This is a genomic window from Pseudarthrobacter sp. WHRI 8279 (assembly GCF_040224115.2).
In the GTDB taxonomy this organism is placed as follows: domain Bacteria; phylum Actinomycetota; class Actinomycetes; order Actinomycetales; family Micrococcaceae; genus Arthrobacter.
The window spans coordinates 3,534,938-3,560,343 of sequence record NZ_CP168162.1; the positions used below are offsets into that span (position 1 = coordinate 3,534,938).

Consider the following 25,406-nt stretch of genomic DNA (forward strand, 5'->3'; position numbering starts at 1 on the left):
AGTGAGCCCATCATTTTCGTTCACGGCCTAGCCCCTCTCGTTCGCACAACCAGACACGGGGTCATCTACCGTGCTGCGGAATGTCCTACAGCGTGCTCAGTGGAAGGCCATGGAATAAAGCCTTCTGCTTTGACTGTCCAGCCGGTTTCGGGGAACCCACCGGGGGTCTTGTCAGAGCCGGCTGCGATGAGGGATACAGCGGCGAGAAGGGAGCCATTGCCGGGTAGGTAGAGGGGCAGGATTCCGCCCATTTGGGCGTTGTGGCCCACGAGAGAGTACTGGTTTTTGGCTTCGTCTTTGAGCAGGCAGTCGATGGCGAGGGCAGGGTTACCGAGTCGTGCTGCCGTCATGGCCATGACGGGGAAGTCCCAGCCCCAAGCGGTAGGCCAATCCCAGGTTTCGAGGACGTTCAAAAGCGTTTTTTCCATCTGGTCCGGGTCGATGAGTGGGGTGGGCGGCACGAGCCCGAATGCAGCGAGAAGAGAGGGGTGGTCGTCGCGTCGCAGGTGGGGTTCGGTGGCAACGGCGGTGTAGCGGCCGCCATCGCTGTGGGGCGGTACGAGGTTGTCCTGAATCTTGGTCCAGTCTTCCTTGCGGTTGCATCCTGTGCGTTCGCGCCATAGCTGGGCTATTTCCAGACCCCACCACCAGTAGGTGAGTTCAAAGGTCGGGTCTTCGGTGGTGGCGGCGTCGTAGAATTCCTGGGCTGGCATGACGGGGGCTGGAAGGTGGAAGATGCCTTTTCGTTCCTCGGTGAAGGCAGCCATGAATGTCGCGGTTTCGTGGACCAGTTCGGTGTAGTCGTTGACGAGGGTGAACTGTTTATCCGCGTCTGAGGCGCGCCAGAGCAGTTCGAGCAGGTACAGCGGGTGGGGCTGCTGCCAGATCAGCAGGGACCCGATAGGGCTTGGGCTTTCCCTGCCGTCGGGGCCGACGTGTTTAGGCCAGCGTGCGCCTGGATAGCCCTGGCGTGCCGCCGTGGCGCGGGCCTGGTCGAGGATGGACAGGTACCAGGGCATGCTGCGTTCCAACAGTCCGGGCCGGCCCCACGTAGCGAAGTGCGCTGCGTGCCAAAGGTGCATTTCGAGGTGGAACTTGCCCTGCCAGGAGTTGGTGATCAGGCCAGTTTCCTGCGGCGGGGTCACCCCGGCGGAATTCACTGCCGTGAGGTATTGCGAGAGCACGGTGCGGCGTTCGAGTTCGTGCGCCCGGGGGTCGCTGCTGCCTTGGAAATCGAGTGCGGCGCCGGAGGTCCAGAAGGCTTTCCAGGACCGGGTGGAGGCGTCCCGGACCATTGGGAACCCCCCAGTGGCGGCGCCCTGTTCGCGGGGAGCGGTGGGATCGGGTATGAACGCGGCGACGAGTTCCAGGGTCGGCTGTGCGGCGGTGACGGTGAAGTGGTGCGGCTCAACGGAAGCCGTGATGTCGGCGCCGTTGGTGTCCAGATCTACCCGGTAGCTGGTTCCGTCGAGTTGGCGAAGGATGCTGGCACTACCGGAGGTGCCGGAGGTCAAAACGGAGGTGTGCCGGGTGGGGGAGTCCCAGTCGGAAGTCTGGAAGAACCCTTCAGAGGCGTAGGGGAACAGCACTGATACTGTGAGCCGGGCGTCAAGGAGGAGTTGTGAGCTGATCCGGAAGCCCACGCGGGAGCTGTCGGGCGCGGCAGCGGTCTGGACGCGGACCAGTTCCCCGGCATATCGGAACGAGGTCTCGATGATTCCGGTCCACAAGTCGAGCGTTTGGTGGATACCTGACAACGCCGCCGGGTCGGTTTCGATGTCTCCCCCGGGGGTGCTGCGCAGTTGCAGTCCTATCCGGCCCAGGTCGATGCGTTGGGGGTTGGCGTGAAGCCATGCCCCGGGTTTGTTTTCGTCCGTCACGTTGCCGCGCATGGCCTGTTCCATGTCGTAGCGGTCAGGGTAGGAGACGGGACCGCGGGCGGTGTCGTACCGGGACATGGCGTCGTCGAGGACGTAGCCTTCCGGGTTGGGCATCTCATGCCATCCCCAGGAACTCATGGTGGCGGTGTTCACTGCGACCTGGCCGCGCTTCATGGCAGTTTTGGCGTCGTGGTAGTCCCTGAAGGTCTGCATGCCGGTGATGTCGGCTGTGTAGGCGAAGTCGCCGTTGCCCACCGTGAGGGCATGCTGTGGGTCCGCTGCCGTGAGGGTCACTGCGTGCCGGGCGACGACGGCCTGACGATCGATGGGTTCTGTTGTCTGAGTCATGCGGATACGCCTTCGGTAGTGGCTGGCAGCAGGACGGGGGAGCCTGCCGGCAGGGACTTGAGAATGACTGTGGCCGGGGCGAATCCTTCGGCGGTCGCGGTCAGGATGATTTCTCCGGTGCCGGTGGGGCGGACGACGGCGAGCAGGCGGCCGTCGAAGGAGGTGTGGCTGGGTGCATGGTAGCTTTCTTCCGTCGCGGGCCGTGCGCTGCCCAGGCCTTGAAGGACGCCGGCGCCTTCGACTGTCACGGCGACCGTTCGCTCCACGTTCGTTGCGAGGTTTCCTTCGGCGTCGCGGAACTCGATGGTGATGTGGCTGAGGTCGGTATGGTCGGCGGTGATTTCCGCGCGGTCTGCTTCAGCCGCCAGCCTGATGTCCCCGGTGGCGGAACGAAGCACTGTCCGGGCCTGCTCCACGCCTCCGGTGTAACCGATGGCGACGAGCTCGCCGGGGTGGTAGGTGAGGTCGAAGTCCGCGCGGAATCTGTGCTCCCGGCCGGCTGGCTGGCGGCCGATGGTGTGACCGTTGAGCTGCAGCTCCACTTCATCGGCGTCGCTGTAAACCTCCACTTTGACGGGTGAACCGGCTGGGACATTCCAGCTCCAACTGGAGATCGAATCACTCCAGCTCCATTGGCCGGTACTGCATTCCCGGTCATGGTTTTCGGGCCGCTGCACGGCGATGTAGGGTTCGTGGCGGAGTCCGAACACGGTTTCGCGGTAGTAGGACGCCGGGCGGCGGTAGCCGGTGATGTCGATGTCGCCGCACCAGGCGAGCAGCCAGGGGTAGGGTGCGCCGAAGCTGGGTTTGCCGCCGGTTTCGTCCGCGTAGTGCACGCGGCCGATGCCGGCTTCGCCGAGGTAGTCCCAGCCGGTCCAGGTGTAGTCGCCGATGACGTGGGGGTTCTCTTCGACGAGTTTCCAGCTCACGTCGATGTGGGTGGGGAACGTTTCGGTGCCGACGATGATGCGGTTGGGGAACAGCTCTTTGTCCTGGACGTAGCGGCCGTCGCCGTAGTTGATCCCGGCGACGTCCACCACGGCGTGCGATTCGGCTGTTTTCTCGGTGACAAGGGGTGAGGCGCTGATGCGGTTCATGAATTCGCCGGCCTGGCTCATCATGGCGTTGACGCCCTTGCCCTGCTCGTCGGAGTCGGCTGAGGAGGCGCGTTGGCGCATCATTTCGGAGACTTCGGTGATGGCGGAGACGAAGCCGTTAATGCCGTTGGTGATGTAGCGGGTGCCGTCGAGGGAGCGGATTTTTTCGGCGATCTTTCGGCCCCAGTCCGAGCCGAGGCCGCTGCCTGTTTCGGGGATTTCATTGCCGGTGGAGTAGAGGATGACGCTGGGGTGGTTGAAGTCTTTCGTGACCATGGCTTCGACGTCGCGTTCCCACCATTCCGGGAAGGACAGGGAGTAGTCGAAGGAGGATTTCGCGTCGGTCCAGACGTCGAAGGTTTCGTCCATGACCAACATGCCGTGCTTGTCGCAGGCGTCGAGCATGGCCTGGCTGATGGGGTTGTGGGAGCTGCGGATGGAGTTGAAGCCAGCTTCTTTGAGCAGCTGGATGCGGCGTTCTTCGGCCCGGCCGATGGTGGCCGCGCCCAGGATGCCGTTGTCGTGGTGAATGCAGGCGCCCCGGAGTTTCACGGTCTCTCCGTTGATCTGCAGGCCGCGGTAGGGGTCGAGCTGGAGGGAGCGGATGCCGAAAGTGGTCTCGTGCTCTTGGAGGACCTCCGTGAGGTTGGTCAGTTCCGTCTTCGCGGTGTAGAGGTAGGGGCTGTCCACGCCCCATAGCTGGGGGTCGGTGACGTAGAGGCGCTGGCGGACAACAGCGTTGGAGCCCGCCCTAAGCGTCGCCGGTGCCGAGCCTCGGGCTACAACATTGCCGACGGCGTCGCGCAACTCCGTGGCAACGGTCACCGTTGCTGTCTCCAGGCCCTCGTTCTCAACCGTGGTGGCGACATCGACGACGGCGCGGCGGTCGTCGATGTCCGGTGTTGTGACCCGAACGCCGTTAGGACCGAGGTGGACCAGTTCGGTGACGGAGAGGATGGTGTCGCGGTAGATTCCGGCGCCCGTGTACCAGCGGGAGTCCTCATGGACGCGGGCATCCACTTTGATGCTGTTCGGCTGCCCGTATTTGAGGAATGGGTCCAGCCGGACGGTGAAGGTTGAATAGCCAAACGGGCGCTGGCCGGCGAAGTCGCCGTTGACGTAGACCATGGCGTCCCGGTATATGCCCTGGAACTCCAGCGAGACGCGCTGGCCGCGGTATTCCTCGGGAACTTCAAAGGTTTTGCTGTACTCAAAGGCACCGTCCGGGAAGTAGCCGGTGTGTGAGCCCTGCACCGAGTCCGCCGACCGTGGCAGCGCGATCAAGGCATCGTGCGGGAGGGTGATTGGTTCGGCCGGTGAGGCCGGTGCCGACAATTCAGCGAAGAGGCTTTTTTTAGGACGTACTGCCCAGCCGTCATTGAACGAGGTGCGGGTCATCGATTTCTCCCTTGTAAGCGATGGGCGGACTGCGCTGCGCGAGGGGCTGCAGCATCCAAAAGGGTATTCCGTGATGGCCGGACGGTATCACGTGTCACAAGAAGGAAACCACTGTTTCTCCCCCTCTGTCAACAGGGGGCGCGGCAGTAATGCTCTACTTGGTACCAGCGGTTGACACGTGATACCAACCCAGCCGCAGGTTCGAACTAGATTGCTTGAGGCGTCTTACGAGCATGGCTGATTGGTGGGTCCTCGCCGTTCTCACCCATCACGATCGGATCGTAGACCCGTGCCACCCGTCCACCAGGTCCCGGGGCGCGTGGAAGCCTTCCTCCATCAGCCGGACTTTGGTGAAGTGCGGCCACTTGGCTGTGACAGGTTTATATGGCCCCGGCAGGACGGTTATTTCTGGCCCCCCTTCATGACTCGCCGGGCACCTGTGGCGGTTATTTGTGGCCCCACCTTCAACGTTGGATTCATCACTGGATGGATGCGGCGGAAGGCTGGTCTGGATGGAGTCGAGAGTGGAGTTGTTCGCGCGGATTCGAAGGGACGCCCGGGTTGAGGGCCTGTCGGTTCGTGCGTTGGCGGTCCGGTACGGGGTTCACAGGCGAACGGTAAGGCAGGCACTGGATTCGGCTGCCCCTCCGGAGCGTAAACAGAGGCAAGGCGTGTCCTGGAGGCTGGAGCCTTTTAAGGGCGCGATCGATGCGATGCTGATCGAGGACACGACGGCGCCGCGGAAGCAGCGCCGTACTGCACGCAGGATTTTGGCCCGGCTCATAGAAGAGCACGGAGCGCAGGAGCTGTCGTATTCGACGGTCCGTGATTACGTAAGGGTCCGTCGGGCCCAGATTGATGTGGAGGCCGGCCGCCGGGTTGAGGTGTTCGTTCCTCAGGAACACGCTCCGGGTGCTGAGGCTGAGGTGGACTTCGGCGAGGTCTATGTCGTGCTGAACGGGGTGAAGACGAAGTGTCACCTGTTCATTTTCCGGTTATCGCATTCGGGCAGGGCCATCCATCGGATCTACCCGACCCAGGCCCAGGAGGCCTTCCTTGAAGGGCACATCGAGGCCTTCAAGGTTCTGGGCGGCATCCCGACTAAACACATCCGCTATGACAACCTCACCAGTGCTGTCACCGCTGTGGTGTTCGGTCAGGGCCGGCAGCGCCGGGAGAACGACAGATGGGTGTTGTTCCGTTCCCACTACGGCTTCGACCCCTTCTATTGCCAGCCCGGCATCGCCGGGGCCCACGAAAAGGGCGGCGTTGAAGGTGAGGTGGGCTGGTTCCGCCGCAACCGGCTTTCACCGATGCCGGTTGCTGACTCCCTGGACGAGCTCAACGACCGGATCCGCAAATGGGAAGCCCAGGACGAGGACAGGAGGATCAATGACAGGATCCGCACCATAGGCCAGGACTTCGAGATCGAACGGCCGTTCCTGGCCAGGTTGCCGGCAGAGGAATTTGATCCGGGTCTGGCGCTGAACCCGAGGGTCGACAGGTCCTCGATGGTCACCGTCCGGATGGTGAAGTATTCCGTCCCGGCCCGGTTCATCGGCCGGAGAGTCCGGGTCTCATTGCGGGCGTCCGAGGTCGTGGTGTTCGATGGCCGCACCGTGGTCGCCAGGCATCAGCGGCTCGCCGCCCGGTCCGGACAGTCGGTCCAGCTGGACCACTATCTCGAGGTCCTCAAAACCAAGCCCGGCGCCCTTCCAGGCTCCACCGCTTTGGCCCGGGCGAGAGAGTCCGGGACGTTCAGCAGCGCGCACGAGGCATTCTGGGCCGCCTCCCGCCGGGTCAACGGCGACGCCGACGGGACCCGTGAACTCATCGACGTCCTGCTCCTCCACCGGTCCATGGACGCCTGCGACATCCACGCAGGCATCACCGCGGCCCTCGTAGTGGGCGCGGTCAGCGCCGACGTCGTCGCGGTCGAAGCCCGCAGACACGCCACGACATCCTGCCGGGGTGGGGCCAGTTCGGACCGTCATCCCGGTGTTCATGCTGAAGAGAAGGTGCAACGGGTTGTCAGTCTCACCCAGCGCCGCCTCATGGACCCCGTCGCCGTCATCGCCGGGCTGCCACCTGATAGCCGGCCCCTGCCGTCGGTCCGCGCCTATGACGAGCTGCTGGCCAAACGTTCGGAACACCCCGCAGGAACCGCGTCAAAGGAGAACATCTCATGAGCCCCACCGCACCGGCGACCACCATCACCCCGGCCTTGCGCCGGCGGCGAGGCCTGACCGAACAGGCAGCGGTTGCCGCCGTGAACCAGGCCTGCCGCCGGCTGCGCCTGCCCACCATCCGGGCAGTCCTCGATGAAGCCCTCGCCGTCGCGGGGAAGGAACAACTCTCCTACCAAGGCTTCCTGGCCGAATTGCTGCTGGCCGAGTGCGACGACAGGGACCGGCGCTCCTCGATCCGGCGCGTGAAAGCCGCGAACTTTCCCCGGGACAAGTGGCTCGGGGACTTTGACTTCGACGCGAACCCGAACATCAACCCCGCCACCATCCACACCCTGGCCACCGGGGAATGGATCCGCAAAGGACAACCCCTCTGCCTGATTGGGGACTCCGGGACCGGCAAATCCCACCTGCTCATCGGACTCGGCACCGCCGCCGCAGAGAAGGGCTACCGAGTCAAATACACCCTCGCCACCCGGCTCGTAAACGAACTTGTCGAAGCCGCCGACGAGAAGGTCCTGGCCAAGACCATCGCCCGGTACGGCCGGGTGGACCTGCTCTGCATCGACGAGCTTGGTTACATGGAACTGGACCGGCGGGGCGCCGAACTACTGTTCCAGGTCCTCACCGAACGCGAGGAAATGAATTCCATCGCGATCGCCTCGAACGAGTCATTCTCCGGCTGGACCAAAACCTTCACCGACCCGCGCCTCTGTGCAGCCATCGTGGACCGCCTCACCTTCAAGGGCACCATCATCGAAACCGGCACCGACTCCTATCGCCTGGCCCATGGCATCGCGCGTAAAAGTTCGGAACAGGCGAACAACCCCGCTGCAGGAACCCGAGGTCCCCGCAGAGGTGAATCCGACCTCATGCCACGGGCGCCGGCAGGCACTGGATAACTCACCACGAAACTTTCCCCAAAAGTATCCGATACGGCGTCCGCGTGGGGTAGTTTGATCCCTATGTTGACCGGATTCAAGAATTTCATCATGAAGGGCAACGTCGTAGACCTTGCCGTCGCCGTCGTGATTGGTGCCGCCTTTGGTGCCGTAGTCACGGCCCTAGTCCAAAGCGTTCTCATGCCGTTCATCGCGGCCTTGGTCGGATCTCCGAACTTCGATAGCTTCGCCGTCGTGACCCTCAACGGAAACGACATTAAATTCGGTGTCCTGCTCACAGCAATTGTTAACTTCGTGCTCGTGGCGGCAGCCATTTACTTCGTCATCGTCGTGCCCATGAACCACATGATCGAGCGCCGCAACCGGCGCCTCGGCATCAACCCGGACGTCAAGGAAGAAGCGGCCGAAGACCCCCAGATTGCCCTGCTCACGGAAATCCGGGATTCCCTACGGCAAGACCGCAGGGCCTAATCAAGTCGGCGGACCCAAACCCACCAAAATCCGCTTTCAGGGCTAAACCGCCGCCCAATCGCTTCGGCACGCTTACGTTCCGCAGAGCGATGCTCCGATAGCGTGTCTCCCAGCGGCGCAGGGATAAATCCCGGCGTTCGTGCAGCCGCAGGCTGGCTGTGCTTGTTTTCCGTCATCGATGAAAGGACATGAAAAGTGGCTGTTTCGATTGAATTGGGCAAGGCATTGGACAAGGCCTACGAGAACTCGACTCTGGACGAGGTCCTGTCGGCCCCGCCCTCGACTCTTGCCGGCCTGACCGAAAAGCACGACGAACTGCTTGCCGGTATGGGAATCAAAACCATCCGCGATCTGGGAAGCAATAAATACTTCGCTACGGCAGGTGTACTGGTCGCACTCTCCGGCAAGGTCGGGTAGTGGGTCTGGACTGTTAGCGCGTCTCACTGAAAAGGTCCGGCCCGGCGCACGCCAGGTCGGACCTTTTCCATTCCAGAATGGATTTCTCCCACTCAAGAGATCTGACATGCTAGCAACGACGGCGCCCCGACTCCATACCCCCGACCGGCATCTGCCGTTCCCCGGGCGATACAGGAACCCTTAGCCAACCGGTGCGAAAACCGTCCCGCGAGCCCGAGAGCCACAACAACGTCCCGTGAACCTGGGGCCACTTTCAATCGCCCCTCTGGGGCCAAAAATACTTGACACAATCAGCCACTCGCCGGTAATGCAGCCGGTGTCGACGGCGGTCATCTGGATGCCGTCGTTGTCTTGGCTGTTGCCCCCCGAGGGCTTAAGCCTGTTCGCCGGATTGTCACTCAGAACCCTGCGAGCCGGCACCCCCATCCCTGGATCGGGATCAGGTGGTTTCTCCCTCTATGACTGTCAGGAAATCCTGGTCGCCATCGGATATGGGGGTGGGAGCAGAATTTTTGCTGACGGCTTCAAGGTCCGCGGCGATCTGTCTCATCAGCGCGGTAGTGTCGACTTCCATTGTGGTCAGGCGGGGGGAGACGAGTTGGCCGACTTCGGTTGCATCCATGCCCATCACGGCCAGATCCCGTGGCGTTTCGAGACCCAGCGTGCGTCCTGCAGCCAGCACAGCGATGGCAACATCGTCGTTGTAGCAGGCCACTCCAAGGGAAGATCCCTCTTCGGAGACGGTAGCCAGGGCGAGGGTTGCGCCAACGATGTCCAGGGGAACTTCGATGCGTGCCGGCCGCGGCAACCCGTAGGCATCTGCCACAGCTTCCAGCCCCGCGAAACGGCCAGGACCGTAAGGGTCTGTCCTTTGGTCCAGCAGGGCGGCGTAGACGAGTGGGCGCGAACCGCCGCGGAGTAGCTCTTCGGCCATTTTCTGGCCGATCAGAAAGTTCGGGTCCGCTCCGGACCCGGCTGTCCATCCAACGCTGGGGCTGGTGACTACGCCGGAAGTTGCCAGAGTTGCTTGGTCTTCTTGGTTCAGGCCACCGAGATTCACAACCGCAACGGGGCGGAAGTTCATCACGGCGGCCAGGGTCTCGGCAAAGTCCCGGCCAGCAAAACGCACTACAACGCTAAGCCCGTGGATGTCCGCGAGTCTGGTGATTTCATCAACCAGATCCTGAAGGTTACTCCCGAATGTTGTGTTCGGCATGACGACCACAACAACGTCACTTCGCCCTGTAACAAGCGCCCTCCCGGCCGGCGATGGCCGGTACTTCAGCTCGGTTGCGGCATTTAGGACGCGGTTGCGGGTTTCCTCGGGGAAACGCGAACCCTGCCCGTTCAAGATGTGACTGACCGTGGCTCGGGACACGCCGGCCCTCTTGGCGACATCAAAGCTCGTTGGCCGCCGCGTCTGTGCTGTCTCCGCTACCACAGATCGATCATCTCATAGAAGCCCTTGACACGTGATACTCCGATCTCAACGTCCGATAGCATCATGCAGTTTGCCTCAGGCCCACGTCTCCGCCCGTACATGTTGGCTATCCCGCTGTCGAAGCGGAGCTGTAGCTGAGCATTCGTCTGGCCTCCCTGCGTTCACGCTGCCGATCGGGGTCGGCCGTGGGTGAGGCCAGCACAAGTCTGCGTGTGTAGTCGCTTTCCGGTTCCTCGGTAACCTGAGCCGTCGGACCTGTCTCGACCAGCTCACCGCGGTACATGACGGCTATCCGGTGGCTGATATGGCGCACGACGGAGAGGTCGTGGGTGATGAACAGGTAGGCAACCCCGGTTTGCCGTTGCAGCTCGATGAGAAGGTCCAGGACCCGGGCCTGGGTAGTAAGGTCTAGGGCTGAGACAGGCTCGTCGCAGACGATCAGCCGGGGCTGCAAGGCAAGCGCACGGGCAATGGCTACGCGCTGCCGTTGCCCCCCGCTGAATTCTCGCGGGTAGCGGGCAGCCGAATCTGCTGGCAGTCCCACTTGGTCGAGGAGGGTCGTTACGGATCGTCGTGCATCGGCTGGCTTTTGCCCCTGAGCGATCAGGGGTTCGGAGAGGATGTCCGCGATTTGGAGTGCAGGGTTCAGTGAGGTGTAGGGGTCCTGGAACACAACTTGGATATCGCGAGCGAGTTTCCTGCGTTCTCGCTGGCTGGCTGCCGTGATGTCGTTGCCGTCAAAGGTGATTGACCCTGATGTGGGGGCGGCCAAACCGAGCACCGCCCGCCCAAGGGTGGTCTTGCCAGACCCGGACTCTCCCACAAGCCCGAGCGTCTCGCCAGGGGCTATGTCCAGGGAAACGCCTCGGAGCACTTCCGGGGCAGCAGAGCGGAACCCTCGCCCCGGATAGCTCAGCCGCAAATTTGAAACTTGCAATAAAGGGTTCACTTCTGCTCCTTGGCGCCGGCCAGTTCAGGATCGGTCCGGACAGTAGCCTCGTCCAGGATCGAAGAGATAAGTTCCTGTGTGTAGGGGTGGGAGGGGTTACGGAAGATGGTTCTGACGTCCCCTCCTTCGACAATTTCACCGTCTCGCATTACGAGGACCCGATCGCAGAGGTCGGCGACCACTCCGAAGTTGTGTGTGACGAGGAGGACCCCCATGCCAAGCTCACCCTGAAGATCGCGGAGCAGGTCGAGGATTTCCGCCTGCACGGTCACATCGAGAGCGGTGGTGGGCTCGTCGGCAATCAGCAGTTTGGGCCTCGGTGCAACTGCGCCGGCGATGAGTACGCGCTGGGCCATTCCTCCCGATATTTGGTGCGGGTAGGAATTGAAGGTGCGCTCCGGGTCGGTGATTCCGACCCGGGCCAAAAGGGCCAGTGCTGTTGCCTTGGCTTCCTTCTTGGACATCGACGCTTTGAGCCCTTCGACCAGTTGGTTGCCGATGGTGAAAGACGGGTCCAGGTTCGACATCGGTTCCTGTGGGATGTAGGAGATTACGCTGCCACGCATGCGCCGCAACAGCTTCCCATCCTGTTGGAGGAGTGAATCGCCGGCGAGGTTCATCGCGTCGGCGGAAACTTCGGCTTGTTTGGGAAGGAGCCCCAGGATTGAGAAAGCGGTCTGCGACTTGCCGGACCCCGATTCCCCGACAAGACCCACGATCTCGCCGGGATGGATGTCGAGGGAGATTCCTTTCACGACCTCCTTTCGGGTCCCATCCGGATTTGGGTAGGAGACGCGAAGATTGCGCACCGAAAGCAACTCCCCATGAGCCGGAGCCGGAGCCTCCGCTGCCTGCGGTTTCATTGCAGAAGGCTTGGTGACTTTAAGCTTGGTCGCGGCCTGCTTCTTCTTTTGGCGCCGCGTGACCGCCTGCGGCCCAGCGAGTGCGTCCCGGTATGCATTGCCGAGCAGGACGAGCGCTGCGTTCATCAGGGCAAGGAACAGGGAAGGCCAGAGGAGCTGAAGCGGTGCCCTGTAGATGTTCAGGAACGCGTCGGCGGTCATTGTCCCGAAGTTCGCGTCCTGTCCTGAGCCGAAGCCGAGGAAGGCGAGGCCGGCCTGAATTCCGATGGCAGCGGTGGCCATGAATGCAGCTGAAATGATGATCGGGCCGCGCACCACATACAGCACGTGCCGGGAGAGGATTCTCCGGTTCGATAGTCCCGAGACTTTGGCAGCATCGACGTACAGCTCATTCTTGACACCGATGACGAGGTTTCGTACCAGCCAGAAGATGCCAGGTGATATGAAGACGCCAAAGAGCGCCATCATGGTCTGGTAGGTCCCGCCCGTGATGGGTTGCAGCACCATGATCAGGATCAGGGCCGGGAATGTCATGAGAAGGCTGAAGATCCACGCCAGCACGCCATCCACGCGCTTTCCGATATAACCGGAGATTAGGCCAAACATGCTTCCGATGGCCACCGCGACGCCGGAGCCGATCAGCGCGGAGGTGACAGAAACATTGATGGAGACAAGGACACGGGACCAGATGTCTCGGCCGTTCTGGTCCGCGCCCAGGAGATAGCCCGGGGTTCCCGGAGGCGCGTTGATGGCTGAAAGGTCGGCGGTGTTCGGATCATGGCCTCGCAGCACCGGTTCCAGTAGGCCCAGCATGACGATGCTGATGAGAACGATGACTGAGAATAGCCCGAGTGGAGTGCTGGTGATGCGGCGGAAGGCCCCTGCCCGTTTGGCGGTGTTGAGGGCACTTACGTCTGTGACCTGGTCGATGGAGGGCGTGGTCATGACATCCTGACTTTCGGGTTGAGCCACCCGCTGGCTATATCGATGACGAGATTCATGACGACGACGAGGCCGACGCCAAAAAGTGTGACTCCGAGCATGGCCGGCAGATCGAACTGGATGGTGGCGTTGAAGCCATAGGTCCCGTAGCCGGGCAGGGCGAAAATCTTCTCGATGAACAGGGAAGCTCCGAACAGCGAAATGAACTGCAGAGAAAACGTGGTAAATCCCGGCCCGGACGCGTTGCGCAGGGCGTGCTTGAGGAGAATGGACGTTTCTGATACTCCGCGGCTGCGCAGTGTGCGAACGTAATCCTTGCTGAGTTCGTCGACCAGGGAGCCCCGGATCTGGGCCGCGAGAGCCGCGATGCCCCCGATGGAGAGGATGATCGCCGGCAGAATCACTGATGCGAACCACTGCCCGGGTGACTCCCCGAACGGTGTGTAACCTACGGCCGGAACCAGTTTCAGCGAGATGGCAAAAACGTAGACCATGGCAATGGCCAGAATGATCGCCGGGAAGACAAAAGTGACAGTCGAGATTGCCTGCAGGATGGCATCAACAACGCCGCCTCGAGCGGCGCCAACGACGCCCAGCCAGGTGCTGATAGCCAACGTGATGGCAGCCGAGAGGAGCACAACGGAAAGCGTGACGGGAAGACGGCTGGCCAAGGCCTGCACGACGGGCTCGCTGGTGTAGTAGGACGTGCCCAGATTTCCCTGAAAAACGCCTGTAATCCAGGCGAAATACTGTTCCAGGATGGGACGGTTCAGGCCCAGTTGCCGGTTGAGGATGTCAATCTGTTCCGGGGATGCTGTCGGGCCGAGGATGTTGCGGGCAACCGGGATGTTTGCGCCGTAGGTCAGAAAAAACGTGATGGCGGTGACGACGGCGATGAGTACGAGTCCGCCGCCGATCCGGCGGAGAAGAAAGGGGATCACAGAATGCTCCTTGTGATGCTGTGCGGGGCGGGGCCCCGCACAGCATCAGTAGTTTCTAGCTAATAGCCGTGCCGACTATTTGGAAACAGGATTGAAAGGGAGGACGTTCTGTCCCCGTGCGACCGGCGGCGTGAATTCGATGTCCTTCTTGACCACATAGACACCCTCACCGGCGATAATCGGTGCATAGAACGCCTGCTCAACGAGGTACTTGTTGATCTCCTTGAATTTGCTGACCTGCTCGGCGTCAGGGGCGGCGTCCGCCGCTGCACGAAGAGCGTCAAGCTCAGGTGTGGTCGCATTGAACGGATTGAAGACACCGGTGAGGTTATTGTTCAGATCCAGCGCGTCCGAGCCGCTCAGACCGTTGAACATGAAGAACATGCCATACGACCGGCCAAGGACCTTGGCGTAGAAGTCCTGGAACGGAACCGTTTCCCACTTCACCGTAATGCCAATGGCACCGAGTTGCTGGGAGAGCACGGATTCGAAGCGCAGAGAGATAGGGGTGCTCGGCATCGTCACTTCAAATCCGTCGGCGTATCCTGCCTCCGCCATGAGCGACTTGGCCTCATCAACGTCAAACGGGTAGGCGTCCAGGAGGTCCTTGTCGAAAGTCTCTCCGTTGGGGCTGACCATCTGATTCGTCGCGCCACGTTCGGCGCCAATGAGGTTCTTCTGAATCGCCTCGCGGTCGATAGCCAGGTTGATGGCCTTGCGTACGCGGACATCGGCGAGAGCGGGCACAACGGTTCCCGCACGGTCGACGAGGAATAGTCCACCGACGGCAGCGGGGGGAGTGGGGCCGCTCGAGAACTGGCTTTCAGGATACTGTTTTGCTTCTTCTGCGCTTGAGACGGAAGTTGCGTCGAGCTGACCGCTCAACATCGCGTTCTGCACGGCCGTTGCATCGGCGATGATCTTGGTTTCGACTGTCCCATAGGGGTAGGCGTTTGCGTTCCAGTGGTCCGGGTTCTTGGTCAGCGTGTAGACCGAGCCGGCTGTCGTCTTTGCCTTGTCAAGGACATAGGCACCGGAACCTACGGGCTCGAGCTTTGAACTCTCAGCGGTGAGTACTGCGGGTGCTCCGACGGCACCGGCGACGCTTGTCAGCACCGGAACAAGAGACGCATCCGGCCGGGACAAGCTGACCTCGACGGTGGAGCTGTCCGTAGCTTCCACTGACGCAATGGAGGTCAGGTTTGCCTTCGTTGATGACCCGGCCATGGCCGCCTGCAGCGATGCAACGACGGCCTCGGCATTAACCGGGGTGCTGTCCGTGAACTTCATGCCGTCCCTGATTGACAAGGTCAACGTCTTCTTGTCGTCCGAGTACTCCCACTTCTCGGCGACTCCACCTTCAAGTTTCCCGTCCAGGGTCTGGTGGATCAACGTGTCATACACGGAGAGGAAAAGCGTTGCGTCCCCGCCGGTCCAGTTGCCGATCGTGAAGTTTCCGGGTGGGGAAGCAGCAGCCAAATGAAGGGTCAGGTTCTGGGGTTCTTCACCGCCGGCCTGCGACCCAGGGCTGCAGCTGGCCAGAGCCAGCGCTGTCGTCGCAACGGCTGCTACCGCTGCGAATTTTCTAAGAATCTTTTGCACTGAGGACTTCCTTGTCTAGGGGCGAGGACGCGTGGGCGTTGGAAAGGGCCCTAAAAAGCCGAGCGCCAACAACCGCAACTCGGGCATGAGCCACATCACATCTAGTATCACGTGATATGCAGCGTACGGTATCACGCGTCACTTAAGCTAGTGGCAAAACAGGGCGGTGTAAATAGGGACGTAAGACTTCCGTCCCGCGACTGCAGCGAAACCGCATTTCTATTGACACGTGATACTTGCGGTTCTATCTTTTAGAAAAGACATTTCGCCGAAACGTTTCAAAGGCAGGGGCCGTGGAAGATCACGGCTACCTCGCAGCTTGGCTGAGAGATGCTGACCCTGAATACCGCCGGCATGACAAAGGAGTCCCCCTCATGAGTGAATCCCACACTCACAACTCACCTCCCCCCAGTTCGGCTTTCCCGCTTGCCGGGGCCCTGAGCGAAGTAGAAGCAGAGGAACTGAAGGCGGCCCTTGGGGCGGACAACGCAGGTAAGGATCTTCCCCGCGTCAGTGGCCGGTGGATCCTGCTGCTGGTCCTGGCTGTATTCGGCGCATACATTGCCTTTGTTACACCCATCGCCATCTCTCTGGCCATCCGGGTCAAGGACCTGGCTCCTGACAACGAGGAGTACCTGGGCTTCATCCTTGGTGCAGGTTCGGTGGCCGCACTGATCTTTGGCCCCCTGGGCGGTCAACTCAGCGACCGCACCCGCACCCGCTGGGGCCGTCGCCGTCCCTGGCTGATCGGCGGTACCCTCCTGGGGCTGGTGGCCCTGGCCATCATGGGCACAGCCCCCTCGATCCTTATCCTTGGTATCGGCTGGGTCGTCGCCCAGATCGGCTTCAGCCAGGTTCTGAACAACCTCACCACCATCCAGGCTGACAAGCTCCCGGAGTTCCAGCGCGGCAAGGTCGCCGGCCTGACAGGCTTCGCCTCCATGGCGGCACCTGTCTTCGGCGCTATCATCGGCGGGACGCTCGCGTCCCAGTCCTTGCTGCTGTTCCTGATCCCCGGCGCCATCGCCCTGGTATTGGTGATGCTGTTTGTGATCCTTGTGCATGAGGACGACAGTCGCGGCAATACCTTTGACCAGCCCCTCACGGTCAAGACCGTCGTCTCGAAATACCTGTTCAACCCGCGCCGTCACCCGGACTTCTCCTGGAACTGGCTGGGGCGGTTCCTGTTCTACTTCGGCCTCACGCTCAACACCACCTACACCGCGTTCTTCTTTGCTTCCCGGCTGGGCCTGCCTGTTACTGAGGTTGGTGGCATTGTGGCCATCGTCGGGCTGGTCGGCATCGTCGGCACGATGGGTGGCGCCCTCGGTAGTGGTTTCATCTCGGACAAGTTGCAGCGGCGGAAGCCGTTCGTGCTCGCCGGCGGCGCACTGTTCGCCCTCGGCGCCGTCATCATGGCCTTCGCCCCGGACATGCCCCTCCTGATCGCGGGGTCCTTCCTCACCAACCTGGGCATCGGGATCTTCTCCGCAGTGGATCAGGCCCTTCTGCTGGATGTACTGCCCGAGCGGGAAACAGACGCAGGCCGGTTCGTCAGCATCACCCAGTTCGCCACGACCATCCCGCAGGCCCTTGCCCCCATCGTTGCATCGCTGATCCTGGCCATTGGGACCTCCGCAGTGATGGAGAAGAACTACCCCCTTCTCTACATCGCCGGCGCCGTTTTAACCATTCTTGGCGGACTCGTCATCCTCCGGGTGAAGGCCGTCCGCTAACCCCTGCCCCCGCCCCTGCGACAAAAACGTAACAAGGGAAAGTAATGCCTCAAATATCCAAACCGCTGGTGATCCTCCAACCTGCCCCCCAGTTGCGTGACCGGATTTTCCGGGAAAGGACGCTTGCCCGCCTCAACCAGGAATTCGATGTTCTGGACCTTGAGGCCGCACCGTCCGAGGAATCCTTCCAGGCAGCCCTACCGGACGCTTTCGCCATCGTGGGACATCCCGAACTGCCGGCAGACACCATAGAGGCAGCGGGAAACCTCAAGGCCATCATCAACGTGGAAGGCAACTTCTTCCCCAACGTCGATTACGCTGCAGCGTTCCGGCAGGGAATCCGCGTGCTTGGCTGCGGACCGGCCTATTCCCAGGCCGTAGCCGAATACACCCTGGGCCTGGCCCTGGACCTCGCCCGGGGCATCAGCCGCGAAGACCGCGCGATGCGCGAGGGTACCGAGCGGTGGGTGTCTGGGAGCAACCACGATTCCGTTCTTCTCCGCAAAGCGAATGTTGGGTTTGTCGGCTACGGCAACCTCGGCCGTGCGCTGCACCGCCTGTTGGAGCCCTTCAACAACACCATCCGGGTCTACGATCCCTGGCTGCCTACCTCGGTCCTTGAGGATGCAGACCTGATTCCCAGCTCGCTGGAGGAAACGCTCGCCGAAAGCCAGTTCGTTTTCGTGTTCGCCACCGCAACGGCGGAAAACCTGCATTTCCTGAATGCTGATGCCCTTGATCTGCTGCCCCCGGGCGCGCGCCTGATCCTTGTTAGCCGGGCCAACGTCCTTGACTATGACGCCTTGCTGGAACGTCTCGCTCAGGGAAAGATATTGGCCGCCATCGACGTGTGGCCGACTGAACCGTTGCCAGGGGACAGCCCTTTCCGGAACCAGGAGAACATCGTCCTGTCCGCGCATCGGGCGGGAGGAATTCCGGAGGCCTTCTACAGCATCGGCGATATGGTCTGCGACGACCTGGAACTTCTCAAAGCCGGCCTGCCGCCCTCGAGGCTGCAAATTGCCGCGCCCGAACTCGTGACCCGGTACCGCAACAAACCTGTCAGCTGACAACACCGTCCCTAAACGCTTCTCCACGCAACACCACTTCGGTCGGAAGGACATCCACCATGACTTTTGAACCCCAGGGCTCATTCATTAGCAGCAGCAGTGCCTCCAATGCAGGAGACCCCGCGGTCTACTTCCGCAGGGAGTTCGACGTCGACGATCGGCTGCAGCGGGCAACGCTGCGCATCACGGCGCTCGGCATCGTGGAGCCATACCTCAATGGCGTCCGCGTAGGCGATGAGGTGCTGGCACCAGGCTGGACCTCGTACCGGCACCGGGTGATGGTCAGCAGCTATGACGTAACGGACCAGCTGGTGGCAGGACACAATGCCCTGGGTGCCATCGTGGGGGAGGGCTGGGCGGTCGGAGACCTGACGTGGGAGAAGAAACGCCACAACTACACCGACAGGCCGGCCCTGTTCGCGCAGTTGGAGCTGGAATACGCCGAGCGCACGGAGATCATCGCCACTGATGAGCAGTTCCGGGTAGGCGAAGGGGCAGTCCGCGGGAACGGCATCTATTCAGGCGAGACCTACGATGCACGGCTGGAGCCGGACGGCTGGCACCAGCCAGCGTTCGACGACACCGGCTGGGCTTCAGCACAGCTGTTTGATTGGAGCCTGGAGACTCTGGAACTTCCGACTGCGCCGCCTATCCGGCGGATCGAGGAAATCGTGCCGGTCGATATCCTCACCAGCCCGCAAGGCAAAACGATCGTCGACTTCGGACAGATTGTCTCCGGCTGGGTGCGGTTGACCGTGTCCGGCGAAGCCGGCAAAACGGTAACCCTCCGCTACGCCGAAGTGCTTACCCCGGACGGTGAGCTGGAGACGGAAACCAACCGCGGTGCCGAGACCACGGACCGGTACACGCTCCGTGGGGGCGGAGAGACTTGGGAACCCGGCTTTACCTTCCACGGGTTCCGTTACGTCGAGGTCAGCGGGTGGCCGGGTAGCCCGGAAAAGGACGCCTTTAGGGCAGTTGTGGTCCACAGCGACATGCCCCGCACCGGCTGGTTCGAAACCTCGAACGAGCTCGTTAACCAGTTGCACAAGAACGTTGTCTGGTCCATGCGCGGCAACTTTGTCGGCGTGCCCACCGACTGCCCGCAACGCGACGAACGTCTCGGCTGGGCAGGCGATCTCAACGTTTTTGCCCCGACGGCCACCTTCCTCTACGACGTCCGCGGGGTCCTCGGCTCCTGGCTGCAGGACCTCGCCGCCGAGCAGGAGGAAACCGGCAGCGTCCCGTGGGTGGTCCCATATGTGGCCGCCAACATGGTCCCCGTCCCGTCAACCCCCACCGCTATTTGGAGCGACGTCGCCGTCAGCCTCCCCTGGACCCTGTACCAGGAGTACGGCGACCTGGACATCCTACGCCGCAGCTACGACTCCATGACCGCATTCATCCGGCAAGTGGAGCCGCTGCTCAACGAAAGCTGCCTATGGGACACAGGATTCCAGTTCGGCGACTGGCTCGATCCTGATGCCCCCGCAGACCGCCCATGGGACGGGAAGACTGACAATCACCTCATCGCCGCCGCCTACCTGTGCAAGACCACCCGGGAAATGGCCGAGACTTCCCGTCTACTCGGCGAAAAGGATGATGCCGCCCGGTTCCGCGCTTTGCACGAGAAGGTGCGTGGCGCGTTCCGCGACGAATACGTCTCGGCGAACGGCCGGGTCACCAATGAATCGGCGACAGCCTATGCACTGGTCATCATGTTCGGCATCCTGGATGAGGACCAAAGGCGGAAAGCCGGTGATCGGCTCGCACAGATCGTCGAGAAGACCGATTTCACGATTTCGACAGGTTTTGCCGGCACCCACGTCTTAACCCACGCGCTCAGCAGCACAGGGCATCTTGAGCAGGCCTACAAACTCCTGCTCAACACCGCTCCTCCTTCCTTCCTGTATCCGGTCACGATGGGTGCAACTACGATGTGGGAGCGCTGGGACTCACTACTCCCCGACGGCACGGTTCACGCGACAGGAATGACCTCACTGAACCACTACGCGCTTGGCGCCATCGGTGACTGGCTGCAGCGCGTTGTCGGTGGCCTCAATCGGGTCGAAGCCGGATGGACACGAATTCGGATCGCCCCCAAACCAGGCGGCGGCATCATGTCCGCCAAAGCCGCGCACCATACTCCGGGCGGGAAGGTTGAGGTTTCCTGGCGTGTCGAGGACAACGAGATGGTCCTCGACGTTATCGTTCCCCCCGGCTCCTCCGCAGAGGTCATCCTTCCCCTGCACCCTGACAAACCCGAACTGGAAGTGGGACCTGGGCCGCACTCGTGGCGCTACGCGCTTTCCGAGAAGTACGGTGCGCCCGTCGAATACACCCTGGACACCGTCCTGGGCGAGATCTTCACCAACTCCGAGGTATGGGCAGCGGTTCTGGATGTCTTCCGGGAGCACCTTCCGGGTGTCCCGCTCGACGCAGCCGCCACACACCTGGCCGCCATGCCCCTGAGTGCAGTGGTAGAGCGGGCACCCGACACCAAGGAACTGGAACGCGACCTGCGGGATGTTCTCAGCCGCGCTAACGCCTAACTCAAGGCTGGAGAAAATAATATGTCAATCCTCGTTTTTGGCTCGATAAATGAAGACGTACTCATTGCGCTGGAGCGGCGCCCCGCGGCCGGGGAAACGGTGCTCGGCTCAAAGGTGACTTTGGGCCAAGGTGGTAAAGGTGCGAACCAGGCGGCAGCGGCGGCCGCCGCCGGAGTGGATGTCCGGATGGTCGGTGCCGTGGGTGCCGACGGAGCAGGCGACCGGGCTATCCAGGCGCTGGCAGCCGCAGGTGTAAAGACCGATTTGGTCGCCACACTGAAGGATGCGCCCACAGGCACGGCGTACGTGAACGTCACCCCGGACGGTGAAAACTCTATCGTCGTCGTGCCGGGCGCCAACCATGCAGTGGACGGGAAGCTGCTCAGCCAGCTACAGCCCGCACTGTCCGCAACCGACGTTGTCATTGTGCAGACGGAAATAGGTTCGGCTGGCGCTGACGCGGCAGCGGAACTGGCGTCCCGCAACGGCGCCCGGATTGTGTTGAATGCAGCACCGGTCATCCCGCTGGCCAGGGAGACCTACAGCGCCTGCGACCCCCTGGTGGTGAACGAACACGAGGCCAGGGAAATTGCCGGCGTTGACTCGTTTGTTCTGGACCCATCAATTCTCGCTGAGGCGGTCAGGAAGGTGTCGGGGGCGCGGTCGGTGGTTGTGACACTCGGCGCGAAAGGGTGCATCGTCCTTGTTGCCGACAAGCAATGCCTTGTCCCGGGTGAGCCAGCACCCGTTGTGGACACCACCGGGGCAGGTGATGTCTTTGTGGGTACCCTCGCGGCACGCCTGGCTTTGGGGGACCCGCTGGAAAAGGCAGCAACCTGCGCCAATGAGGCCGGTGCCCGCGCCGTCACGTGGCAGGGAGCACGCGAAGTGACCCTGGCCCACGCCACATCCAGAGGATAAACGTGCTGAAAACTATCCCGCCGGTACTCGGTCCCGACCTCCTATGGGCCATCGCAGCAATGGGCCACGGTGACCGGTTGGTCATCGCGGACCGCAACTACCCCGCCCACTCAGGCCCGTCCCGAACCCTCGAAGCTCTCGGCGTCGACACAACGACCTTCATCGAAAGCCTTCTTCAGTTGTTTCCCGTGGACGATTTTGTTTCTCCCGAGGCGTTCGCCATGGTCCCCGACGAAGGGGCTGAAGAGGCGTATGAATCACACCAGTCGGCCGCGCAACTGATCAGCAGGGCTGAGGGCAGGCCTGTGGAGCTCGCCCGTGTCCCGCGTACCAGATTTTACGACCTCGCCCGTTCCTCCTTCGCTACCGTCATCACAAGCGACGCCCGCCCGTACTCATGCTTCATGTTGGTCAAAGGAGTCGTTCGCACGTGACCTACTCATCCATATGCCCCGGCAAGACCTGGCTGGACACTGCCGGCAATCGCATTCAGGCCCACGGCGGTTCCATCCACTATGAAGAGGGCGTCTTCTACTGGTACGGGGAAAACAAGGAGAAAACCACTCCCGGCAGTGGCAACTGGCACTGGGGTGTTCGCGCCTACTCCTCCACCGACCTTTACAACTGGGACGACCGGGGGTTGATCATCCCGCCGGTACTTGATGACCCGTCATCGCCGTTGCACCCGGCACAGAAGATGGACCGCCCGCACATCCTCTTCAATGAGGCCACGGGAAAGTACGTCTACTGGGTCAAGGTGATGGGGGAGGGGAGCCACGGGACGCAGCGCTCCTCGGTGCTCACCGCCGACTCCCTCTTGGGGCCCTACGAGATCGTGCGTGCCGGCCTCGAACCGCTCGGCATGAGCGCCGGTGACTTCGATCTCGTCGTCGATCCGGTCACCAGGAAGGCGTACTACTACTTCGAGAAGGTCCATACCGACCTGATCTGTGCAGAGCTGACGGACGACTACACGGATGTCACCGGGGAGTTTTCCAGCCACTTTCCGCACCCGGGACCGCCGTTCACCAGGGAGGCGCCGGCGCACTTTGAACGGGGCGGCGTGCACTATCTCATCACCTCCGGCTCCACCGGGTACTTCCCGAACTTCTCCGAAGTGGCATCGGCGCCCACCTTCCACGGCCCTTGGACGGTCCTCGGCGACCCACATCCTGATGACCTGTCCCGGACCTCGTTCCGTTCCCAGGTCAGCTGCGTGTTTAAGCATCCGCATAAGAAGGACCTTTATATTGCCCTCGCGGACCGGTGGCTGCCCCAGCTGCCGGATAACATGCCAAACGTTTATGACGTCGTAGCGTCCATGACGCAGACTGGCGGGGTCCCGGACGCGCCGCCAACGAGCGAAAACAGCGGCAGTCCAGACAGTGGCGGGGCGGAGGCCGGCGATGGCCGGGCGGCGATGGCAGCAGGACTGGGTGAGAACACCGCGATCGCGGACTACGTGTGGCTTCCCATCCGCTTTGCCGACAAGCACCCCGTTATCGATTGGCACGACGAGTGGCGGGTCGAGGACTATGACTGAGGCTGCTGCGAACAACGCCATCCACACAGCAGCTCCGGACGGCGCTCCCGTTGCTGACACTCACCCTGGTCGGCGCGGTACCACCCTCGACGTTGACGGATTCTTCAAGGATCCCTACGTGGACATCGACGAATGGCGCGAGACCCCTGTCCGCCACCGCTACCTCCACGGCGGATTTAACGGTACAGACACCAGATTCTCCGTTTACCTGCCCCCGGCGGAACAGTACCAGGGGCGGTTCTTCCAACACATCACCCCTGTACCTGACAGCGAGTACCTGGCGCAGCTGGACACGGGCCCGCACAACAAGATCGCCTTCGCTATCTCCAGCGGCGCCTACTTCCTCGAAACCAACGGCGGCGGAACCGCCGGCACGCCAGGGTCCGGGGCGGATCCCACGATCGCCGCGTACCGGGCCAACGCGGCAGCCGCACGATACTCAAGGGTCCTCGCAATGGAGTCCTACGGGGACCACCGTCCGTATGGTTACGCGTTCGGGGGAAGCGGCGGCGGGTTCCGCACCATCGGTGGTGCCGAAAACACGACCGGCGTCTGGGACGGGGTGGTGCCCTACGTGATCGGCTCCCCGACGGCCATTCCCAACGTATTCACGGTCCGGATGCACGCCCAACGCGTCCTGCGGAACTCCCTGGACAGGATCGTTGACGCGGTGGAACCTGGTGGCAGCGGTGACATGTTCGCAGGTCTGGACCCGGAGGAGCGCGAAGCGCTCCTTGAGGTCACCCGGATGGGGTTCCCGCCCCGGTCCTGGTTTGGCCACCGCACCATGGGCATGCACGGCTTTTCAGCCCTGTACGGCGGGTTGACCATGGCAGACCCGGGCTACTTTGAGGATTTCTGGACCAAACCTGGTTATCTGGGATTTGAGGCGCCCCCATCATTGACGCGCGACCGGGTACAGCACCGCTGCCGGATCGGGGGCCTTCTTACGGCAGCAGACCTGGCGGCACGGGGTCATGTGGTTGAGCCACTGGCGGGGCAGTCCCAGGGCGGGGTTGATGATGCCTGGGTTGGGTCCTCGGGCCGCAACGATGTTCCTGTCGCTGTGCGGCTGGAGCATGGTCCAGGGAAAGAACTCCTCGGCGCGGAGTTGCTGGTCAATTCAGGGGCGGCGGAGGGCGCGAGGATTGCGCTGCTGACAGTGGCGGATGATCTTGCCGTCTTCGGACCGACCGACAGTTTGGTCCTCCGTCAGCTCCGGACCGGTGATGAAGTGATGGTGGATAACAGCGGTTTCCTGGCTTCGCAGACCTACCACCGGCATCAGGTGCCTGGCCCGGATTACCCGGTCTGGGACCAGTTCCGCGACACCGACGGATCACCCAGGTACCCGCAACGGCCCATGCTGGTGGGGCCGCTCTTCGCAGCGGCCACCGCCGGTACGGTGCAGAACGGCCGATTCGACGGGAAAATGATCGTTGTTGAGTGCCTGCTGGACCGGGAGGCCTTCCCCTGGCAGGCCGATTGGTACCGGTCAAAAGTGCAAGAGCAGCTCGGGGAGGAAACAGCGGACAAGTTCCGTCTCTGGTACGTGGACAACGCCCTGCACGGCGACAGCGAGGTGCAGGAGCGGCCCACCCATACCGTCAGCTACCTTGGCGTTCTTGAGCAGGCACTGCTCGATCTCAGCGCCTGGGTTGAGCAAGGGGTGGAACCACTGGCGTCGACGAGCTACGACGTCATCGACGGCCAGGTCGTTGTCCCCCCGACGGCAGCAGAACGCGGCGGCCCGCAGCCCGTGCTCTCCCTTACAGTTGACGGCCATACGCGCGCTGACGTGGCCACCGGCGAGGACGTCACTCTCAGTGTTGCCGCTGAACTGCCCGCACAGGCCGGCAGCATCACCGCCGTCGAGTGGGACCTGGACGGACACGGGCACTTTCCCCATACGGAAGCCGTTGCGCCCGGATCGAGGTTGGACACGTCCCGGACGTGCTCGTTCCCTCGGCCAGGCATCTACTTCCCGGCCGTTCGGGTCACTTCCCAACGCGAGGCAAACGCTGGCACGCCCTTCGGTCGCGTCCAGAATGTTGCCCGGGTGCGCGTGGTCGTCAGCTGACCACCACGTTGGAGTGGCAAACGACCGACCCGGCCGCGGCGATCACCGCGCTGGCATGTTAGGTCTA

The 25,406-nt window shown here is 62.3% G+C and carries 17 protein-coding genes and 2 pseudogenes; 11 read left to right on the forward strand and 8 right to left on the reverse strand.

What is annotated here, in order from left to right; all coding sequences use genetic code 11:
- Positions 1-65: 65 nt before the first annotated feature.
- Together ABRP28_RS16260 and ABRP28_RS16265 are read right to left on the reverse strand one after the other, a co-directional pair.
- The gene (locus ABRP28_RS16260) at positions 66-2,228 is read right to left on the reverse strand and encodes a hypothetical protein (RefSeq protein ID WP_350005984.1); all 2,163 of its coding nucleotides are present in this window, start codon (positions 2,226-2,228) and stop codon (positions 66-68) included.
- Positions 2,225-4,723, reverse strand: coding sequence for a glycoside hydrolase family 2 TIM barrel-domain containing protein (locus tag ABRP28_RS16265; RefSeq protein ID WP_350005986.1), 2,499 nt, complete (start codon positions 4,721-4,723; stop codon positions 2,225-2,227). The genes ABRP28_RS16260 and ABRP28_RS16265 overlap by 4 nt, the downstream gene beginning before the upstream one ends.
- Before the next feature lie 512 nt (positions 4,724-5,235).
- On the opposite strand from ABRP28_RS16265, the gene istA reads away from it, so the two are divergent.
- The 4 genes and pseudogenes from istA to ABRP28_RS16285 all read left to right on the forward strand — a co-directional run bounded on the left by istA (position 5,236) and on the right by ABRP28_RS16285 (position 8,699).
- Positions 5,236-6,912 carry an IS21 family transposase gene (gene istA, locus ABRP28_RS16270; protein ID WP_350005988.1) on the forward strand — a complete coding sequence of 559 codons (1,677 nt, stop codon included), beginning with the start codon at positions 5,236-5,238 and terminating at the stop codon, positions 6,910-6,912.
- Positions 6,909-7,700, forward strand: a pseudogene (istB, locus tag ABRP28_RS16275) (IS21-like element helper ATPase IstB); the annotation flags it as partial. The gene istA and the pseudogene istB, both read left to right, overlap by 4 nt.
- A 174-nt stretch (positions 7,701-7,874) precedes the next feature.
- Positions 7,875-8,282, forward strand: coding sequence for a large conductance mechanosensitive channel protein MscL (mscL, locus tag ABRP28_RS16280; RefSeq protein WP_090584173.1), 408 nt, complete (start codon positions 7,875-7,877; stop codon positions 8,280-8,282).
- A 195-nt stretch (positions 8,283-8,477) separates the two neighbouring features.
- Positions 8,478-8,699, forward strand: a complete 222-nt coding sequence (locus ABRP28_RS16285; RefSeq protein WP_043480981.1) for a hypothetical protein — start codon at positions 8,478-8,480, stop codon at positions 8,697-8,699.
- A 439-nt stretch (positions 8,700-9,138) separates the two neighbouring features.
- On the opposite strand, the gene ABRP28_RS16290 is transcribed toward ABRP28_RS16285, so the two are convergent.
- From ABRP28_RS16290 to ABRP28_RS16315, 6 genes and pseudogenes are all read right to left on the reverse strand, one after another.
- Positions 9,139-9,915, reverse strand: coding sequence for a substrate-binding domain-containing protein (locus tag ABRP28_RS16290; RefSeq protein ID WP_350001608.1), 777 nt, complete (start codon positions 9,913-9,915; stop codon positions 9,139-9,141).
- Between the two features lie 63 nt (positions 9,916-9,978).
- Positions 9,979-10,140, reverse strand: a pseudogene (locus tag ABRP28_RS16295) (LacI family DNA-binding transcriptional regulator); the annotation flags it as partial.
- A gap of 106 nt (positions 10,141-10,246) precedes the next feature.
- On the reverse strand, positions 10,247-11,077 hold the full coding sequence (locus ABRP28_RS16300) for an ATP-binding cassette domain-containing protein (protein ID WP_374152876.1): 831 nt from the start codon (positions 11,075-11,077) through the stop codon (positions 10,247-10,249).
- 8 nt (positions 11,078-11,085) lie between these two features.
- Positions 11,086-12,897 carry a dipeptide/oligopeptide/nickel ABC transporter permease/ATP-binding protein gene (locus ABRP28_RS16305; RefSeq protein WP_350001555.1) on the reverse strand — a complete coding sequence of 604 codons (1,812 nt, stop codon included), beginning with the start codon at positions 12,895-12,897 and terminating at the stop codon, positions 11,086-11,088.
- Positions 12,894-13,835, reverse strand: coding sequence for an ABC transporter permease (locus ABRP28_RS16310; RefSeq protein ID WP_350001553.1), 942 nt, complete (start codon positions 13,833-13,835; stop codon positions 12,894-12,896). Before ABRP28_RS16310 ends, ABRP28_RS16305 begins: the two co-directional genes overlap by 4 nt.
- Positions 13,836-13,910: 75 nt before the next feature.
- On the reverse strand, positions 13,911-15,437 hold the full coding sequence (locus tag ABRP28_RS16315) for an ABC transporter substrate-binding protein (RefSeq protein WP_350001551.1): 1,527 nt from the start codon (positions 15,435-15,437) through the stop codon (positions 13,911-13,913).
- Between the two features lie 374 nt (positions 15,438-15,811).
- Here ABRP28_RS16315 and ABRP28_RS16320 point away from each other — a divergent pair, with 374 nt between their 5' ends.
- The 7 genes from ABRP28_RS16320 to ABRP28_RS16350 are packed head-to-tail and all read left to right on the forward strand — an operon-like array spanning position 15,812 to position 25,339.
- Positions 15,812-17,173 carry an MFS transporter gene (locus tag ABRP28_RS16320; protein WP_350001550.1) on the forward strand — a complete coding sequence of 454 codons (1,362 nt, stop codon included), beginning with the start codon at positions 15,812-15,814 and terminating at the stop codon, positions 17,171-17,173.
- A 44-nt stretch (positions 17,174-17,217) separates the two neighbouring features.
- Positions 17,218-18,243 carry a hydroxyacid dehydrogenase gene (locus ABRP28_RS16325; protein WP_350001547.1) on the forward strand — a complete coding sequence of 342 codons (1,026 nt, stop codon included), beginning with the start codon at positions 17,218-17,220 and terminating at the stop codon, positions 18,241-18,243.
- 59 nt (positions 18,244-18,302) lie between these two features.
- Positions 18,303-20,795 carry a glycoside hydrolase family 78 protein gene (locus ABRP28_RS16330; protein ID WP_350001545.1) on the forward strand — a complete coding sequence of 831 codons (2,493 nt, stop codon included), beginning with the start codon at positions 18,303-18,305 and terminating at the stop codon, positions 20,793-20,795.
- Between the two features lie 21 nt (positions 20,796-20,816).
- Entirely contained in the window at positions 20,817-21,716 is a 900-nt protein-coding gene (locus ABRP28_RS16335; protein ID WP_350001544.1) for a ribokinase, read from the forward strand.
- Positions 21,717-21,718: 2 nt separating this feature from the next.
- Entirely contained in the window at positions 21,719-22,150 is a 432-nt protein-coding gene (locus tag ABRP28_RS16340; protein ID WP_350001543.1) for an RbsD/FucU domain-containing protein, read from the forward strand.
- Positions 22,147-23,259: a family 43 glycosylhydrolase gene (locus ABRP28_RS16345; RefSeq protein ID WP_350001541.1), complete on the forward strand. Its 1,113-nt coding sequence runs from the start codon at positions 22,147-22,149 to the stop codon at positions 23,257-23,259. Before ABRP28_RS16340 ends, ABRP28_RS16345 begins: the two co-directional genes overlap by 4 nt.
- Positions 23,252-25,339: a hypothetical protein gene (locus ABRP28_RS16350; RefSeq protein ID WP_350001540.1), complete on the forward strand. Its 2,088-nt coding sequence runs from the start codon at positions 23,252-23,254 to the stop codon at positions 25,337-25,339. The genes ABRP28_RS16345 and ABRP28_RS16350 overlap by 8 nt, the downstream gene beginning before the upstream one ends.
- Positions 25,340-25,406 lie beyond the last annotated feature (67 nt).

Excerpts from the sequence above, each read along its gene's own strand:
- ABRP28_RS16335 (WP_350001544.1), top strand. The coding sequence starts at position 20,817 with ATGTCAATCCTCGTTTTTGGCTCGATAAATGAAGACGTACTCATTGCG.
- mscL (WP_090584173.1), top strand. The coding sequence starts at position 7,875 with ATGTTGACCGGATTCAAGAATTTCATCATGAAGGGCAACGTCGTAGAC.
- ABRP28_RS16350 (WP_350001540.1), top strand. The coding sequence starts at position 23,252 with ATGACTGAGGCTGCTGCGAACAACGCCATCCACACAGCAGCTCCGGAC.
- ABRP28_RS16325 (WP_350001547.1), top strand. The coding sequence starts at position 17,218 with ATGCCTCAAATATCCAAACCGCTGGTGATCCTCCAACCTGCCCCCCAG.
- ABRP28_RS16290 (WP_350001608.1), bottom strand. The coding sequence starts at position 9,915 with ATGCCGAACACAACATTCGGGAGTAACCTTCAGGATCTGGTTGATGAA.
- istA (WP_350005988.1), top strand. The coding sequence starts at position 5,236 with ATGGAGTCGAGAGTGGAGTTGTTCGCGCGGATTCGAAGGGACGCCCGG.
- ABRP28_RS16265 (WP_350005986.1), bottom strand. The coding sequence starts at position 4,723 with ATGACCCGCACCTCGTTCAATGACGGCTGGGCAGTACGTCCTAAAAAA.
- ABRP28_RS16260 (WP_350005984.1), bottom strand. The coding sequence starts at position 2,228 with ATGACTCAGACAACAGAACCCATCGATCGTCAGGCCGTCGTCGCCCGG.
- ABRP28_RS16320 (WP_350001550.1), top strand. The coding sequence starts at position 15,812 with ATGAGTGAATCCCACACTCACAACTCACCTCCCCCCAGTTCGGCTTTC.
- ABRP28_RS16330 (WP_350001545.1), top strand. The coding sequence starts at position 18,303 with ATGACTTTTGAACCCCAGGGCTCATTCATTAGCAGCAGCAGTGCCTCC.
- ABRP28_RS16305 (WP_350001555.1), bottom strand. The coding sequence starts at position 12,897 with ATGACCACGCCCTCCATCGACCAGGTCACAGACGTAAGTGCCCTCAAC.